This is a genomic window from Bacillus sp. FSL W8-1143 (assembly GCF_037965155.1).
GTDB classification, from domain to species: Bacteria; Bacillota; Bacilli; order Bacillales; family Bacillaceae; genus Bacillus; species Bacillus pumilus.
On the sequence record NZ_CP150182.1, the window covers coordinates 1,386,289 to 1,401,189 of the forward strand.

Consider the following 14,901-nt stretch of genomic DNA (forward strand, 5'->3'; position numbering starts at 1 on the left):
AAAAAATGGTGAGGAGAGAACAGCATTGAATGATCGATATTCAAGACAAATCTTGTTCCCTCCGGTTGGGGAAAAGGGTCAGCGTGCGCTTGCTGACAGTCATGTTCTAATTGTTGGAGCGGGTGCACTTGGAACGGCCTCTGCGGAAGGGCTTGTCCGGTCTGGGATCGGCACGTTGACGATTGTTGATCGTGATTATGTAGAATTTTCAAATTTACAGCGGCAGCAGCTGTATACAGAACATGACGCAAAGGCACATGTGCCAAAAGCAGCTGCGGCAAAAAAACGTCTCCTAGAGATCAATCATGAAGTGACCATACACGCCCTGATTGAAGATGCAGGGGTTGAGCTGTTAAGACCGTTATTTCACAGCGCAAATATTGTCATTGATGCGACGGATAATTTTGAGACGAGAATGGTCATGAATGATTTATCTCAGAAAACGAAGACGCCGTGGATATATGGTGCTTGTGTGAGCAGCCAGGGGATGTATATGACCATTTTGCCAGATAAAACGCCGTGTTTATCGTGTGTCTTTACAGAACTGCCTGTTGGCGGTTTGACGTGTGATACAGCGGGGATTATTTCTCCAGCAGTTCAGATGGTTTCTGCTTATCAGCAAACAGAGGCGCTAAAGTATTTAACAGGACATGAAGATCAAATCGAACGGAAATTTGTCACATTTGATCTTTGGCAGGCGACATCGTTTAAAATGGATTTGTCTCTTACTAAGCAGAAGGACTGTCCATCTTGCGGCAAAGATAGAACCTATCCTTATTTACACGATCAGCGTAAAAAAACGACGATTCTTTGCGGGCGGGATACAGTCCAAGTTGTATCTAAGGATCTAGCTAATCTATCATTTCAGCATGTGAAAGAGCGGCTGTCATCCATTTGTGAGGTAGAAGTGAATGACTTCTTAATCCATGTCCGCTATGAATCTTATCGTATCGTCTTTTTCAAAGGTGGACGTGCATTAATCCATGGGACAAATGATGAAAAAGCAGCCAATTCATTACTAGCAAAACTGCTAGGGATATAGGAGTGAAGTGTGATGGAAAGACGTCAGCCAATTCCAGTACAAGAAGCCATTCAAAAAGTCCATCAATATGAAAAGCATGGAGAAGCAGAATGGGTGCCTTTAAGAAATAGCCTTGAAAGGTTCATTGCAGAAGATATTTTGGCAGATCATGATGTGCCTGCATTTGATCGGTCCCCGTATGATGGTTTTGCACTTCGGGCAGAAGATACAAAAGAAGCGTCAAGCGAGCATCCGGTTGAATTTGAGGTCATTGATCATATTGGGGCAGGAGTGGTCTCAGCAAAAACCATCGGTCCCTTTCAAGCCATTCGTATCATGACAGGAGCAAAAATCCCGAATGGAGCAAATGTCGTCATCATGCTTGAGCTGACTAAAACCTTTGAAAAAGATGGGAAATCATACATGTCACTTAAAAGACCGCTGAAAAAAGGGGACAATATTTCTCGTCAAGGAGAAGAGGTACTTGAAGGGAATGTGATGCTCAAAAAAGGAACCAAAGTAACTCCGGGCGTTACGGCCTTATTGGCGACATTCGGATATGCGGTAGTTCCAGTTGTCAAAAAGCCAGTGATCGGCATCATCTCAACAGGTACAGAGCTTCTTCAAGTGAGTGATGCGATGGTGGACGGGAAGATTAGAAACAGTAACCTTAGCATGGTTTATGCCCAGATCCTTAAGGTTGGGGGAGAGCCGCTTGATTTAGGCGGTGTGTCCGATGATTTTGACAAAAGCTATCATGCAGTCAAAGCAGCCTTAAGCAAGGTAGACTTCTTAATTACAACAGGCGGAGTTTCAGTAGGTGATTTTGACTTTCTCCCCGCAATTTATGAAAAGCTGGGAGCTCAGGTGCTATTTAATAAAGTGGCCATGAGACCCGGCAGTGTAACGACGGTTGCTGCAATGCCAAATGGTCAACTGCTGTTTGGCCTGTCAGGAAATCCTGCTGCCTGTTTTGTTGGCTTTGAATTATTTGTGAAACCGATGGTCTATAAATGGTCTTTCAAGAAACAGCCGTTACCCGATTTTGCTGAGGCGAAGCTGACACACGATTTCCCAAAAGCCAATCCGTTTACTCGATTTGTCAGAGCGGCACTTGAGTTCACGGGCAGTCAGCTCAGTGTGACCCCAACAGGTCTCGATAAATCAAGTGCCGTGACCTCAATAGCAGAGGCGAACTGTTTCATCGTGCTGCCAGGTGGAACAAGAGGTTTTAAGGCTGGTGATCAGGTGCATGTTCTGCTGTTTCAGCACGAAGGCGAGGGTTCCCCATGCTGGATGACACATTAAGTATATTACAGGTGGTCGGTTATCAAAACAGCGGAAAGACGTCGTTGATTGAAAAGCTCTGTCAGCTGGCTGTACTTGATGAGCTGAAGCTAGGCTGTTTTAAACACCATGGACATGGCGGTAAACCAGATCGTCTTTTGAAAGAAAAAGACACCGATCGATATGTCGGGGCAGGTGCATTTGCCGCTGGCATAGAAGGAGAGGGTGAATTTCACTTTTCAATGCAGCACATCACGTTAAAGCAATTGCTCAACATGTGTAAGTATCTTCCATTAGACGCGGTCTTGATAGAAGGGTATAAACAGGCACCATACCGCAAAATCGTTTGTGTGAAGAATGAAGAGGAGCTCATTGATCTTTCAACACTTTCCAATATACAAGCAGCTATTTATTTTTCTCAAGAGTTTCAGTTAGCCAAAAATTACTCTTTTCCAGTGTTTTCAGCCTTTGAAAAGGATGCGAATACATTTTGTTATAACTTATTGAAGGGAGGTGGCTCTATTTGAGTGAACTTTTTAAAATAACAAAAGTGCCGATTGATGTGAATGAATTGATTCAGCATGTGACAAGGCGGAAGGCAGGGGCCATTACGACGTTTATCGGGACGGTCAGAGAGTGGACAAACGGTAAGAAAACGCTGCGCTTAACTTACGAAGCTTACATACCAATGGCTGAAAGCATGCTAAGTCAAATTGGACAAGAAATCAAAAATCGGTGGCCTGATACTGAAGCTGCCATTGTGCACAGGGTCGGGACACTTGATATAACGGATATTGCTGTTGCGATATCCGTTTCATCTCCTCATAGGAAGGCTGCATACGAAGCGAACGAATATGCCATTGAGCGAATTAAGGAAATCGTTCCGATTTGGAAAAAAGAATATTGGGAAGACGGGGAAGCCTGGATAGGTGATCAGCTTGAAACAGTTTCATATCCAGAGGGGAAACCTAGCGAGCTTCAACTTGCAAAGAAAGAAGGTGATCAGCTTGATTAGTGTATTATTGTTCGCCGGCCTTGCTGAGAAGGCCGGTAAACAACAAATCATCATTCAAAAAGATCAAACAACTGTTGATGAGATTAAATTAGAATTACAGGAGGTATATGGTGTTGATGCTGCACAAAATGTGATGGTTGCAGTCAACGAACGATATACGAGGGGAAACGCTGAAGTGCGTAGCGGGGACACTGTTGCATTCATTCCTCCTGTAAGCGGTGGATAATAGATATTAGAGGATTTGGTTATGGCCAGCGGCTGTAACCAATTTTTTATGTGTGAAAAGATTGTAGAGGTATTTGGGTGTGATCTTCGTAAATAAAACATCCCCTTCGTGCTTTAGAAATGTGAGGATCGAGCTGCTGAATCAGATCATACAATTCACTAATTCGTCTCACGTTGAAATCTGTCTGGGCTTGAAGCTGTTCTTTTAATTCTTTTGTGCTCACAATGCTTCCCTTTTTCTCTTTAATAATATCTACACATCTAGCAGCGTAGTATATTTTGTCATTAGAGGGTCTGCTTTCTTTCATATCAAGTAATTTGAGCTCATGATAAATCAGTTCTCTTTCCTTTCGAAAGTATTGCCATGCTTCTTGTTCCTTTTCATAAAGTAAAATCAATTGCGTTTTCAATTTTTCTCTTAACATTCACTTGACTCCATTTCCACTATCATTTAACCTACCTCTATTTTACATTATATGAAAAAATAACTTTTGATCAAGTAAAATCATGATATTTTTAATTTTTTAATATGAAAGTATTGTTACTAAAGGCTCATTTGTTCTATAAAAGAAACCAATCATAGTCCTATAAAGCCGGGATTTGTTGAAATTACTAGGATTATTTTAACAAAAAATTGTTGTGTCTCACGAAGACCAACCGAATTCAAAGGAAAAGGATATTTATTCCGAAAGACATGGTTTTTTTTGATAAAATGTTTTTAGGTCAGAAAAACCTTTATTTCTTGATATGAATATGGTCTAGTCATGGTGTCATTTGGAGGATTTCATTCATGATAATAGATAATTTTTCCCTCAATGAAAATAAGAAAATCAAATCACCCATCACTTATTGGCAATCTTTTGATAAAATAGAAAGAATAAGAGAGAGCATGTGCGTTTGCATACTTGCATGACATAGAGAGGATGACATTTAATGAAAGAAAATATGCAAAAGCCTACGATCATTGGAGTGAGCACAAGGCCTTCGGAGCACCTGAAAAGAGTATGGGAAAATCCGGTGGTTTGGTGGCCTTTATCCTGCGTACTTTTTTTAACAGTGATTGTGACTTATTTGTCAGAGCTGGTGAATGAAGGAATGTGGGCAGATTTAAGCTTGCCGGTATCGGTCGTTTATGTGGTGACGCTAATTGGTCTACTTCTCGGGCTTGTGGTTAATGCTGCAATATATAAGTTCATCGTTTTTTTAGCAAAGGGTGATGCATCGTTTCAGCAGCTGTTTTCAGCGGTCCTGTTTATTACACCAGTTACGATCGTTGGTACGATTATTTCTCATCTGTCCATCATTCTGTTCCATGTGCCAAAAAACATCACAATCACCTCATTAAATGCACTCATTCAAACGTCTGGTCCATGGCATGCTGTGCTTGCCAATATTGATCTATTTGTGATCTGGAACCTTGTTTTAACAGGCTTTTTATTGATGAAAGTAGGCCATATATCGCCAAGAATCGCTTGGACCATTATAGGAGTCTTTTATCTCTTATCTATCATTTTTCAATATGTAGGAACTGCAATCACCATATCAGTAAGCTGGGGGTAGAATGTCTTTATGAGAAAGAAAATCATCATCGGATCCATTTTTATTATTGTTATCGGTCTATTTATTGGCTTTAACATTGCGAAAAATCAATCAAAGCCTGCTTCGACAGCAGCTATTAAAACAGTAAAACCTACGCAAAAAGAAATCACCACTACGGTCATGACGCCAGGGACACTTTCATTCTCTGAAGAGCAGTTCATTTATGCAGAAGAGGAAAAGGGACATTTGAAGGGGATTTCTGTGAAAGAAGGAGAAAAGGTAAAGCCTGGAACGCCGCTTCTCACATATGAAAATAGAGAGCTGGAACTTGAAGAAGAGCAGCAAGCTCTTGCGGCTGAATCCAGTACGTTAAAACGCGAACAATTACAAAATAGATTGAGTGAATTAGATAAAAAACAAGGAGGCGACTCCGCTGCCAATCCTAAAACCGAGCGAGACCAGCTTGAACTAGAGCTGAAAGCGGCTGAATTAGAACAAAAACAAGCAGAGATCAGCCAAGAAAAAGTAAAAGCACAAATAGAAGATTTAATCGTACATAGTAAAATTGCCGGTACAGTCATTTCCATTGAGCAAGAAGAAGGGGCAGGAAAGCCAGAAGAGAGACAGGCGATCATTCATATTGGCAATGAGAAAAAAATGATTGTAAGAGGATTGATTTCTGAATATGACGCCATAAAAGTGAAAAAGAAACAAAAAGTAAAGATAACGTCTGATGTCATTCGCGGAAAGAGCTGGCAAGGGGTCGTGAAAAAAGTGGGGGTTGTACCTGCTCAGGCAGCATCCGAAACAACTGCAGGTGATCAAACGGTGCAATATCCAGTTGAAATCGAAATAAAAGGAAAAAAACCTGAAGCAAAACCTGGTTTTAAAATGATCATGGAAATTGAAACAGATAAGCGTCAAGCCCTAACGATTCCTGAATCAGCTGTAAAAAAAGAGGATGATGGACAATATGTATATGTTGTCAAAAAGAATGTACTTAAAAAAGTAAAAGTGGAGCTAGGGGAAACGTCAGGTCATGATCTTGAAGTGACAAAAGGTGTCATAGCAGAGGATCAAATCATTTCTCATCCATCAGATGATATGTATGACGGAATGGAAGTGAATGCTGAATGATTCAGCTTTCAAACGTGACAAAAAGCTATGAGGTTGCCGAGGAATCATTTGATGTATTAAGTGAGGTCGATCTTGTCATCGAAAAAGGCGAGTATATGTCCATTATGGGCCCGTCCGGCTCTGGAAAATCGACGTTAATGAATATCGTTGGCTGTTTAGACCGGCCAACTACAGGACAATATCATTTTCAAGGAAGAGAGCTGTCAGCAGCAAAGGATCAAGACCTCGCAGTGATTCGAAATCAATTCATTGGATTTGTCTTTCAGCAATTTCATCTGCTGCCGAGGTTAAATGCGAGGCGTAATGTTGAGCTTCCGATGATTTACGCTGGTATCAGTCAAAAGGAAAGAAAAGAACGTGCAGAGATGGCACTTGAAAAGGTTGGTTTGGCAGACCGAATGAAACATATGCCAAGTGAGTTGTCGGGAGGACAAAAGCAAAGAGTGGCAATAGCCCGTGCAATTGTCAATAAGCCGCAGCTTATCTTAGCAGATGAACCGACAGGCGCTCTTGACTCAAAAACAAGCTTCTCAATCATGGAACAGTTTACTAAGCTGAATGAGGAAGGGACAACGATTGTGCTTGTCACCCATGAAGAAGAAATAGCTGCATATACAAATCGGACGGTCGTTGTAAGAGATGGCCGACTCGTTGAAGATAGATTGACACAAGGGGACGCTATGAATGAAACTCTTTGAAAATATCAAAATAGCGATGAATTCTGTTTTAGCTCATAAATTACGTTCTATTTTAACGATGCTTGGGATTATTATTGGTGTTGGATCAGTCATTGCGGTCGTGGCTATCGGTCAAGGCGGCGAGCAAATGCTAAAAGGGTCAATTTCGGGTCCAAACAATACCGTTGATATGACGTATACGCCGTCTGACGAAGAGTTAAATGCAAATCCCAACGCTTTATTCGATGCCACATTTACTGAGGAAGACATAAAAAGCATTAAGACAATCAATGGGGTGAATCAGGTTGCCTCTTCGACTGCGCAAGGAATGCAGCTGAGATTTCAAGATACAACAGTGGATGCGACAGTTAACGGTATAAATGAAGGGTATACGAATGTACATTCATTACAAATAGCAGAAGGGCAGAATTTAAAAGAGATTGACTTTAGAAGCGGCAGAAGAGCCGCCCTCATCTCTGAAGGCTTACAAAAAGAATTATTTAATGGACAGAAGGCATTGGGCGAAATGATTTGGATGAACGGACAGCCGGTTGAAGTCATCGGTGTTTTAGCCAAACAAAAAGGGATGCTCTCATTCGATATGAATGAAATATATGTCCCTTTTGCAATGCTCACCTCCACATTTGGGATCAATGAATACGATAAGTTGTCAATTCAAGTCGCACATGCTGATCAAATGAAGGAAGTAGGAAAGAGTGCGGCTGCATTATTAAATGAAAATCATCATACAGAAGATGCTTATGAAATGATCAACATGGAAGAAATCGCAGAAGGCATCGGTCAAATCACGTCTGTTATGACCACAATCATTGGCTCAATAGCTGGAATTTCTTTACTTGTCGGCGGTATCGGCGTAATGAATATCATGCTTGTTTCTGTGACAGAGAGGACAAGGGAAATCGGTATTCGAAAAGCGATTGGAGCAACGAGGGCTCAAATACTCGTTCAATTTTTAATTGAGTCTGTCGTCTTAACCTTGATCGGCGGGTTGATGGGGATTGCACTAGGTATAGGCGGTGCCTCGTTAGTATCACTCATTGCCGGCTGGCCGTCCTTAGTATCTTGGCAAATCATCTGTGTAGGTGTGCTGTTTAGTATGCTTATTGGGATTGTTTTTGGGTTAATTCCTGCGAATAAAGCAGCAAGACTAGATCCGATTGATTCTCTTAGATATGAATAATTTCGAGAAGAACAAAAGTATACAAACAGTGTGAATTCCGCTGTAATCAAACATCAAAAGCTTTTATGCACATCGCATAAAAGCTTTTTTTAGTTCTATTGAATGAAATGAAAAATGATAGAAATGCTAAGATCATGACTTTCATCTTAATGTCACATATTTTTCAGTTTACAAATGGTACATATAAAGGTAAGATGACCATGGTGAAAGATTTTGATAGTTATTGAATGTATTTGATTGTTTTGTATTGATAATGTTGAAAAAAGCGATTACAATAAAGGTGCGCGCAAAATGAATACGTTTTCAAAAGGGGGTGTTTTCATGTTAACACCGGAAAGACATCAACTCATTATCGACTGTTTAGAAGAAAATGATGTCATCAAAATACAGGACTTAACGATTATGACGGATGCGTCTGAATCTACTATTAGAAGAGATTTATCAGCCCTTGAAGAAAAAGGATTTCTTAAAAGAGTTCATGGGGGAGCAGCTAAGATATCAAGTATCCGTCTTGAACCAGATGTATTTGAGAAATCTGCCAAAAACCTTCAAGAAAAGTCATTGGTTGCAGAGGCAGCTGCTTCACTTTTAAAACAAGGCGATTGTATTTATTTAGACGCTGGTACGACCACACAGCAAATGATTGAATATATCGATCCAGATCAAGATATTGTTGTGGTGACAAATGGTGTTATGCACATTGAAGCACTCATGAGAAAAGGCATTTCTTTTTACCTGATAGGCGGATCAGTGAAACATCGAACAGGAGCCATGGTCGGAGCCGCAGCCTTAACGGCGATGGATAATTACCGTTTTGACAAAAGCTTTGTTGGGACGAACGGCATTCATCCCGAGGCGGGGTTTACAACACCTGATCCAGAGGAAGCGCTCATGAAAAAAAGGGCCATGAAGCAGGCGAAAAAAACCTATATCTTAACAGATGCCTCTAAATTTGGCGAAATATCGTTTTCAACCTTTGCTAGTTTACAGGAAGCCACCATTATCACAAACGACGCAAAAGAGGATTCATTCGATAATTACCATGAAAAAACGGTTATAAAGGTAGTGAAAACATGATTTATACAGTTACTTTAAACCCATCAGTTGATTACATCGTACACGTGGAGGATTTCGCAGTCGGCGGTTTGAATCGTTCAACCTATGACAAAAAATATCCGGGCGGAAAAGGGATCAATGTCTCAAGGCTTTTAAAACGTCACGGTGTTGAATCAAAAGCACTTGGATTCATTGGTGGATTTACAGGCAAATATATTCAAGACTTTTTACAAAACGAACAATTACAAACAGCCTTTCACGAGGTGTCAGAAGATACACGAATTAATGTGAAACTAAAAACAGGTGAAGAAACCGAAATCAACGGACTCGGCCCATCCATTACTGAAGTACAATTTGAGTCGTTTCTGTCTCAATTTACTTCATTGATTGAAGGAGATGTCGTTGTGTTAGCTGGCAGTATTCCTTCTTCATTGCCTCATAACACGTATGAACGTATTGCTGAGGTATGCGAAAAGCAAGGCGTTAGAGTTGTCCTTGATATTTCCGGGGAAGCCCTAAAAAAAGCAGCAGGCTTGAAACCGTTCTTAATGAAGCCAAACCATCATGAACTAGGTGAAATGTTTGAGACAAGCATCTCTACTGCGGAAGAAGCTATTCCTTATGGGAAGAAGCTGTTAGAGCAAGGTGCTGAACATGTTATCGTATCCATGGCTGGTAATGGCGCTCTCTTATTCAGTAAGGAAGGGATTTATCAGTCCAATGTTCCAAAGGGTACGCTTGTTAATTCGGTTGGTGCAGGGGATTCAGTCGTTGCAGGATTTTTAGCCGGCGTTTCGAAAGGCCTTTCGATTGAAGAATCATTTAAGCTTGGCGTCACATCAGGCAGTGCTACAGCATTTTCTGAAGAGCTTGGGACAAAAGAGCTTGTTGACACACTATTACCACAAGTAAAAGTCACACGCATTTAAAGGAGGAGTCACCATGAAAATAACAGAACTACTCACAAAGCAGACCATTAAGCTTCAATTAGACAGCCAGCAGAAAGAAGCAGTCATTGAAGAACTAGTCACTGTTTTAGATACAGCTGGCAAGTTAAATGATAAAGAGGGCTACAAAGAAGCGGTGATCAACCGTGAAAAACAAAGCTCTACTGGTATTGGCGAAGGAATTGCTATCCCTCACGCTAAAACAGCAAGTGTCAAAGAGCCTGCCATTGCATTTGGCCGCTCGGTAGCTGGTGTAGATTATGAATCACTGGATGCGCAGCCGAGTCATCTTGTCTTTATGATTGCAGCAACTGAAGGCGCAAACAACACGCACTTAGAAGCACTTTCTCGTTTATCAACACTTCTGATGCGTGAAGAAATCAGAAAGCAGCTTCTTGAAGCGGCTACTGAAGATGAAATCATCGATATCATCAATACGCATGATAAGGACGACGATGAAGAAGAAGAGGAAGTTCAAGAGGAGCCGGTTGCAGCAGGTAAACCAGCTAAGATTTTAGCAGTAACAGCTTGCCCAACAGGTATTGCACATACATTTATGGCAGCAGATGCTTTGAAAGAAAAAGCGAAAGAAATGGGCGTTGACATTAAAGTTGAAACAAACGGCTCTGGCGGTATTAAACACGCTCTTACCGCAAAAGAAATCGAAGAAGCACCAGCCATCATTGTGGCAGCGGACAAGCAAGTTGAAATGGAACGCTTTAAAGGCAAACATGTCATTGAAGTACCTGTGACAGCAGGAATCCGTCGTCCGCAGGAATTGATTGAAAAAGCAGTCAATCAAGATGCGCCGATCTATAAAGGCTCTGGCGGTAGTTCTTCAAAAGACGAACATGAGTCATCTGGCAAAGGGAGAAGTGGTTTCTACAAGCACTTAATGAGCGGTGTAAGCAACATGCTTCCATTTGTTGTCGGAGGCGGTATCCTTGTTGCAATTTCATTCTTCTGGGGTATTAAATCGGCTGACCCTAATGACCCTTCATTTAATTCATTTGCAGCTGTTTTAAAAGGAATTGGTGGAGATAATGCACTTGCCTTAATCGTGGCTGTATTAGCCGGATTTATTGCGATGAGTATTGCAGATCGTCCAGGTTTTGCGCCAGGTATGGTCGGTGGATTTATGGCATCGGCAGCAGGTGCTGGATTCTTAGGCGGACTCATTGCCGGTTTCCTTGCTGGTTATGTCGTTGTGTTACTTAAAAAAGTATTCACATTTGTACCGCAGTCACTCGACGGAATTAAACCGGTTCTGCTCTATCCATTGTTCGGTATTTTCTTCACAGGTATCATTATGCATTACGTTGTTAACACGCCAGTAAAAATGGTGATGGACGGATTAACTCATTGGCTTGAAACTTTAGGTACTGGAAACCTTGTCTTAATGGGCATTATTTTGGCAGGTATGATGGCGATTGATATGGGTGGGCCAATTAACAAAGCGGCTTACACATTTGGTCTTGCGATGATTGCTGCTGGAAACTATGCACCGCATGCTGCCATTATGGCAGGCGGAATGGTACCACCATTAGGTATTGCACTTGCTACAACAATTTTTAGAAATAAATTCTCAAAACGTGACCGAGAAGCAGGGATTACATGCTATTTCATGGGAGCGGCCTTCATCACTGAAGGGGCGATCCCGTTTGCAGCGGCTGATCCTCTACGCGTGATTCCTTCAGCTGTCATTGGAGCAGCTGTGGCTGGCGGATTAACGGAATTCTTTAGAGTCACGCTTCCTGCACCGCACGGCGGACTATTCGTTTTCTGGGTAACAAATCATCCGATACTTTATATCATCAGCATCTTAATCGGTGCCGTTGTAACAGCGATTTTACTTGGTATTTTGAAAAAACCAGTGAAACTAGAAGCGTAAAGTAGAAGAGAAGCATCGTGAACAGCGGTGCTTCTTTTGTTTAATTATGAACAAATTAGGAAAAAATATCTAATTGAATGGTTGTCTTGTGAATTTTTAAATGACATGTGATAAAGTAAAGTTATTCAATTCACGTTTCAAGTCTTTTAGCAGAAAGTCTTAGGAGGAAGCAGTATTTTGAACGAAGAAAACAAACAAAACGAAAATGATATTCAATCTGATGCAAAGCAAGCCAAAACAGAGAAGAAAAGTTCACTGTTTGAATGGATCAAAGCCATTTTAATTGCACTTGCGCTCGTCTTGCTCATCCGTACGTTTATATTTGAGCCGTATGTGGTGGAAGGAGAGTCGATGGAACCGACCCTTCATGATGGAGAAAAGCTGTTTGTCAACAAAACCATTAACTATCTAGGTGGTGTCAAACGAGGTGACATCGTGATTATTAATGGAAAAGATGGCCAGAAAATTCATTATGTAAAACGATTGATCGGTCTTCCGGGAGACACGATTGAAATGAAGGATGATACGCTTTACATTAATGGTAAAAAAGTAGATGAGCCTTATTTAAAAGAGAACAAGGCACATGCGAAAGAGTATGAAGTGCATTTGACAGGGGATTTTGGTCCAGTGAAAGTACCGAAAAACGATTACTTTGTGATGGGGGACAACAGACTCAACTCCATGGACAGCAGAAATGGACTTGGACTCATTCAAAAGGATCGGGTTGTCGGGACATCAGAATTTGTTTTCTTCCCATTTGGCGACATTCGGCAAACAAAATAAAAGCACCCTTCTCAGGTGCGTGAGAAAAGTGCTTGAACGGGCGACCCTTAAAAGAAGGGTCGTTTTTAATTTGGCGTGAGCACTGTAACAATGAGCACAATGGCCAACACAGAAGCGAAGACAGACCCAGTAATGGCTAAAACGGACCGAAACAATCCGATCTTATGATTTTCTTTCCCTCGCTTTTGTAAAAAGCGTTTCGAAAAGATGTGTACCAGTGTGTAAATAAGCACAAGCCCAATATAAAGGCCAAAATCCCTCGCATTAAAGCCTGTTGCAGATAAATAAATACCCATAAAGAAAATCAATAAACAGTATTCCATCAGTGTAAGTAATCTCAAATCGCACGAACTCCTTCAATAAATCATTCCCACTTATTATACCATATTGGACAATTTGCCTTCGTTCTTAGTGAGAGACGTTTCTATCAAACGTTATTCATGTTATACTTCATAATGATGAATGAGTGATGGAGGATTAATAAATGATTGCAGTAAATAATGTTAGTTTGCGTTTTGCTGATCGCAAACTATTTGAAGAAGTAAATATTAAATTCACTCCTGGCAACTGCTACGGTTTAATTGGTGCCAATGGAGCTGGTAAATCAACGTTTCTAAAGATTCTTTCAGGTGAAATTGAAGCTCAGACGGGCGATGTTCATATGAGCCCTGGTGAGCGTTTAGCGATTTTAAAACAGAACCACTTTGAATACGAAGAATTTGAAGTATTAAAAGTCGTCATGATGGGTCACAAACGTCTATATGATGTGATGCAGGAGAAAGATGCGATCTATATGAAACCTGATTTCTCAGATGAAGACGGGATTCGTGCAGCAGAGCTTGAAGGTGAGTTCGCTGAGTTAAACGGCTGGGAAGCAGAAAGTGAAGCAGCGATCTTATTAAAAGGTCTTGGCATTCCAGAGAGCCTTCAATCGAAGAAAATGTCTGAGCTTGGTGGTTCTGAAAAGGTTAAAGTACTACTAGCCCAAGCTTTATTTGGTAAGCCTGACGTCCTTCTTCTGGATGAGCCAACAAACCACTTGGACTTACAAGCCATCCAGTGGCTGGAAGAGTTCCTTATTCATTTTGAAAATACCGTCATCGTCGTTTCGCATGACCGTCACTTCTTAAACAAAGTATGTACACATATTGCGGACCTAGACTTCGGAAAAATTCAAGTATATGTCGGAAACTATGATTTCTGGTATGAGTCCAGCCAGCTAGCGCTGAAACTCAGCCAAGATGCAAATAAGAAAAAAGAAGAGCAAATTAAGCAGCTTCAAGAGTTCGTTGCCCGGTTCAGTGCGAATGCTTCTAAATCGAAGCAAGCGACCTCAAGAAAGAAATTGCTTGATAAAATCTCTTTAGACGATATTAAGCCATCTTCACGTAAATATCCTTATGTCCATTTTGCGCCAGAGCGCGAAATCGGGAATGATGTTCTTCAAGTAGAAGGTCTATCGAAAACAATTGACGGTGTGAAAGTACTTGATAACGTCAGCTTTATTATGAATCGCGAGGATAAGATTGCGTTCCTAAGCCGTAATGAGCTTGCTGTGTCTACTTTATTTAAAATTCTTGCTGGTGAGATGGAGCCAGACAGCGGGACATATAAATGGGGCGTCACAACATCTCAAGCCTTTTTCCCGAAAGACAATAGTGAATACTTTGAAGGAAACGATGTCGATCTAGTGGATTGGCTTCGCCAGTATTCTCCTAATGATCAAAGCGAAAGCTTCTTACGCGGATTCTTAGGACGTATGCTTTTCTCTGGGGAAGAAGTTAAGAAAAAAGCAAGCGTCTTATCAGGAGGAGAAAAGGTTCGTTGTATGTTATCGAAAATGATGCTGTCAGGAGCGAATGTACTGCTTCTAGATGAGCCGACGAACCACTTAGACCTAGAATCCATTACGGCGCTGAATAACGGTTTAATGAGCTTTAAAGGAGCTATGCTCTTCTCATCTCATGACCATCAGTTTGTTGAAACAGTGGCAAACCGTATTATCGAAGTGACGCCAAATGGCATCGTCGATAAACAAACAACATATGATGAGTTCTTATCAGATCAAGAGATTCAAAAGAGACTCGTTGAGCTTTATGCGTAAATAAGAAAAGACATCCAC

General features: G+C 41.1%; 16 protein-coding genes. 14 read left to right on the top strand and 2 right to left on the bottom strand.

The annotated features are described in order from the left end of the window. Positions 1–25 precede the first annotated feature (25 nt). From NSQ36_RS06865 to moaD, 5 genes are read left to right on the top strand one after another with little or no spacing between them, the layout of a single operon-like run. The gene (locus tag NSQ36_RS06865) at positions 26–1,042 is read left to right on the top strand and encodes a thiazole biosynthesis adenylyltransferase ThiF (protein ID WP_050945135.1); all 1,017 of its coding nucleotides are present in this window, start codon (positions 26–28) and stop codon (positions 1,040–1,042) included. Between the two features lie 9 nt (positions 1,043–1,051). After that, the gene (glp, locus tag NSQ36_RS06870; protein ID WP_050945134.1) at positions 1,052–2,329 is read left to right on the top strand and encodes a gephyrin-like molybdotransferase Glp; all 1,278 of its coding nucleotides are present in this window, start codon (positions 1,052–1,054) and stop codon (positions 2,327–2,329) included. Then, the gene (gene mobB / locus NSQ36_RS06875) at positions 2,311–2,835 is read left to right on the top strand and encodes a molybdopterin-guanine dinucleotide biosynthesis protein B (protein WP_339207082.1); all 525 of its coding nucleotides are present in this window, start codon (positions 2,311–2,313) and stop codon (positions 2,833–2,835) included. The genes glp and mobB overlap by 19 nt, the downstream gene beginning before the upstream one ends. Beyond that, positions 2,832–3,323 (top strand): molybdenum cofactor biosynthesis protein MoaE, encoded by a 492-nt coding sequence (locus NSQ36_RS06880; RefSeq protein ID WP_339207085.1) that lies wholly within the window; start codon positions 2,832–2,834, stop codon positions 3,321–3,323. The genes mobB and NSQ36_RS06880 overlap by 4 nt, the downstream gene beginning before the upstream one ends. Further along, entirely contained in the window at positions 3,316–3,549 is a 234-nt protein-coding gene (gene moaD, locus NSQ36_RS06885; RefSeq protein ID WP_044142043.1) for a molybdopterin converting factor subunit 1, read from the top strand. Before NSQ36_RS06880 ends, moaD begins: the two co-directional genes overlap by 8 nt. Before the next feature lie 46 nt (positions 3,550–3,595). Here moaD and NSQ36_RS06890 read toward each other — a convergent pair whose 3' ends face one another. Continuing rightward, positions 3,596–3,973 carry a hypothetical protein gene (locus NSQ36_RS06890; protein ID WP_003211488.1) on the bottom strand — a complete coding sequence of 126 codons (378 nt, stop codon included), beginning with the start codon at positions 3,971–3,973 and terminating at the stop codon, positions 3,596–3,598. A 508-nt stretch (positions 3,974–4,481) separates the two neighbouring features. Here NSQ36_RS06890 and NSQ36_RS06895 point away from each other — a divergent pair. The 8 genes from NSQ36_RS06895 (at position 4,482) to lepB (ending at position 12,779) form a co-directional block, all read left to right on the top strand. Then, a complete protein-coding gene (locus NSQ36_RS06895) occupies positions 4,482–5,108 on the top strand; it encodes a YIP1 family protein (RefSeq protein ID WP_003211611.1) in 627 nt (208 codons plus the stop codon). Between the two features lie 9 nt (positions 5,109–5,117). Further along, entirely contained in the window at positions 5,118–6,224 is a 1,107-nt protein-coding gene (locus NSQ36_RS06900; RefSeq protein ID WP_050945132.1) for an efflux RND transporter periplasmic adaptor subunit, read from the top strand. Further along, positions 6,221–6,922 (top strand): ABC transporter ATP-binding protein, encoded by a 702-nt coding sequence (locus NSQ36_RS06905; RefSeq protein ID WP_339207088.1) that lies wholly within the window; start codon positions 6,221–6,223, stop codon positions 6,920–6,922. The genes NSQ36_RS06900 and NSQ36_RS06905 overlap by 4 nt, the downstream gene beginning before the upstream one ends. Further along, positions 6,909–8,102: an ABC transporter permease gene (locus tag NSQ36_RS06910; RefSeq protein ID WP_339207090.1), complete on the top strand. Its 1,194-nt coding sequence runs from the start codon at positions 6,909–6,911 to the stop codon at positions 8,100–8,102. The genes NSQ36_RS06905 and NSQ36_RS06910 overlap by 14 nt, the downstream gene beginning before the upstream one ends. Before the next feature lie 321 nt (positions 8,103–8,423). After that, entirely contained in the window at positions 8,424–9,179 is a 756-nt protein-coding gene (locus NSQ36_RS06915) for a DeoR/GlpR family DNA-binding transcription regulator (RefSeq protein WP_137054690.1), read from the top strand. Then, positions 9,176–10,087 carry a 1-phosphofructokinase gene (gene pfkB / locus NSQ36_RS06920; RefSeq protein WP_212045821.1) on the top strand — a complete coding sequence of 304 codons (912 nt, stop codon included), beginning with the start codon at positions 9,176–9,178 and terminating at the stop codon, positions 10,085–10,087. Before NSQ36_RS06915 ends, pfkB begins: the two co-directional genes overlap by 4 nt. A gap of 13 nt (positions 10,088–10,100) precedes the next feature. Next, a complete protein-coding gene (locus NSQ36_RS06925; protein ID WP_310426907.1) occupies positions 10,101–11,996 on the top strand; it encodes a fructose-specific PTS transporter subunit EIIC in 1,896 nt (631 codons plus the stop codon). A gap of 210 nt (positions 11,997–12,206) precedes the next feature. Further along, complete coding sequence (gene lepB / locus NSQ36_RS06930) at positions 12,207–12,779, top strand: signal peptidase I (protein ID WP_223251366.1); 573 nt, start codon at positions 12,207–12,209, stop codon at positions 12,777–12,779. 65 nt (positions 12,780–12,844) lie between these two features. Here the strand turns inward: lepB and NSQ36_RS06935 are convergent, their stop codons facing one another. Next, complete coding sequence (locus tag NSQ36_RS06935; RefSeq protein WP_034619939.1) at positions 12,845–13,120, bottom strand: hypothetical protein; 276 nt, start codon at positions 13,118–13,120, stop codon at positions 12,845–12,847. 143 nt (positions 13,121–13,263) lie between these two features. Here NSQ36_RS06935 and NSQ36_RS06940 point away from each other — a divergent pair, with 143 nt between their 5' ends. Then, complete coding sequence (locus tag NSQ36_RS06940; protein ID WP_003212114.1) at positions 13,264–14,883, top strand: ATP-binding cassette domain-containing protein; 1,620 nt, start codon at positions 13,264–13,266, stop codon at positions 14,881–14,883. Positions 14,884–14,901 lie beyond the last annotated feature (18 nt).

What these genes read in the sequence shown, in the direction of transcription:
- NSQ36_RS06940 (WP_003212114.1), top strand. Translation starts at nt 13,264, where the DNA reads ATGATTGCAGTAAATAATGTTAGTTTGCGTTTTGCTGATCGCAAACTA.
- NSQ36_RS06905 (WP_339207088.1), top strand. Translation starts at nt 6,221, where the DNA reads ATGATTCAGCTTTCAAACGTGACAAAAAGCTATGAGGTTGCCGAGGAA.
- NSQ36_RS06900 (WP_050945132.1), top strand. Translation starts at nt 5,118, where the DNA reads ATGAGAAAGAAAATCATCATCGGATCCATTTTTATTATTGTTATCGGT.
- pfkB (WP_212045821.1), top strand. Translation starts at nt 9,176, where the DNA reads ATGATTTATACAGTTACTTTAAACCCATCAGTTGATTACATCGTACAC.
- NSQ36_RS06910 (WP_339207090.1), top strand. Translation starts at nt 6,909, where the DNA reads ATGAAACTCTTTGAAAATATCAAAATAGCGATGAATTCTGTTTTAGCT.
- NSQ36_RS06895 (WP_003211611.1), top strand. Translation starts at nt 4,482, where the DNA reads ATGAAAGAAAATATGCAAAAGCCTACGATCATTGGAGTGAGCACAAGG.
- NSQ36_RS06915 (WP_137054690.1), top strand. Translation starts at nt 8,424, where the DNA reads ATGTTAACACCGGAAAGACATCAACTCATTATCGACTGTTTAGAAGAA.
- mobB (WP_339207082.1), top strand. Translation starts at nt 2,311, where the DNA reads ATGCTGGATGACACATTAAGTATATTACAGGTGGTCGGTTATCAAAAC.
- NSQ36_RS06890 (WP_003211488.1), bottom strand. Translation starts at nt 3,973, where the DNA reads ATGTTAAGAGAAAAATTGAAAACGCAATTGATTTTACTTTATGAAAAG.
- NSQ36_RS06925 (WP_310426907.1), top strand. Translation starts at nt 10,101, where the DNA reads ATGAAAATAACAGAACTACTCACAAAGCAGACCATTAAGCTTCAATTA.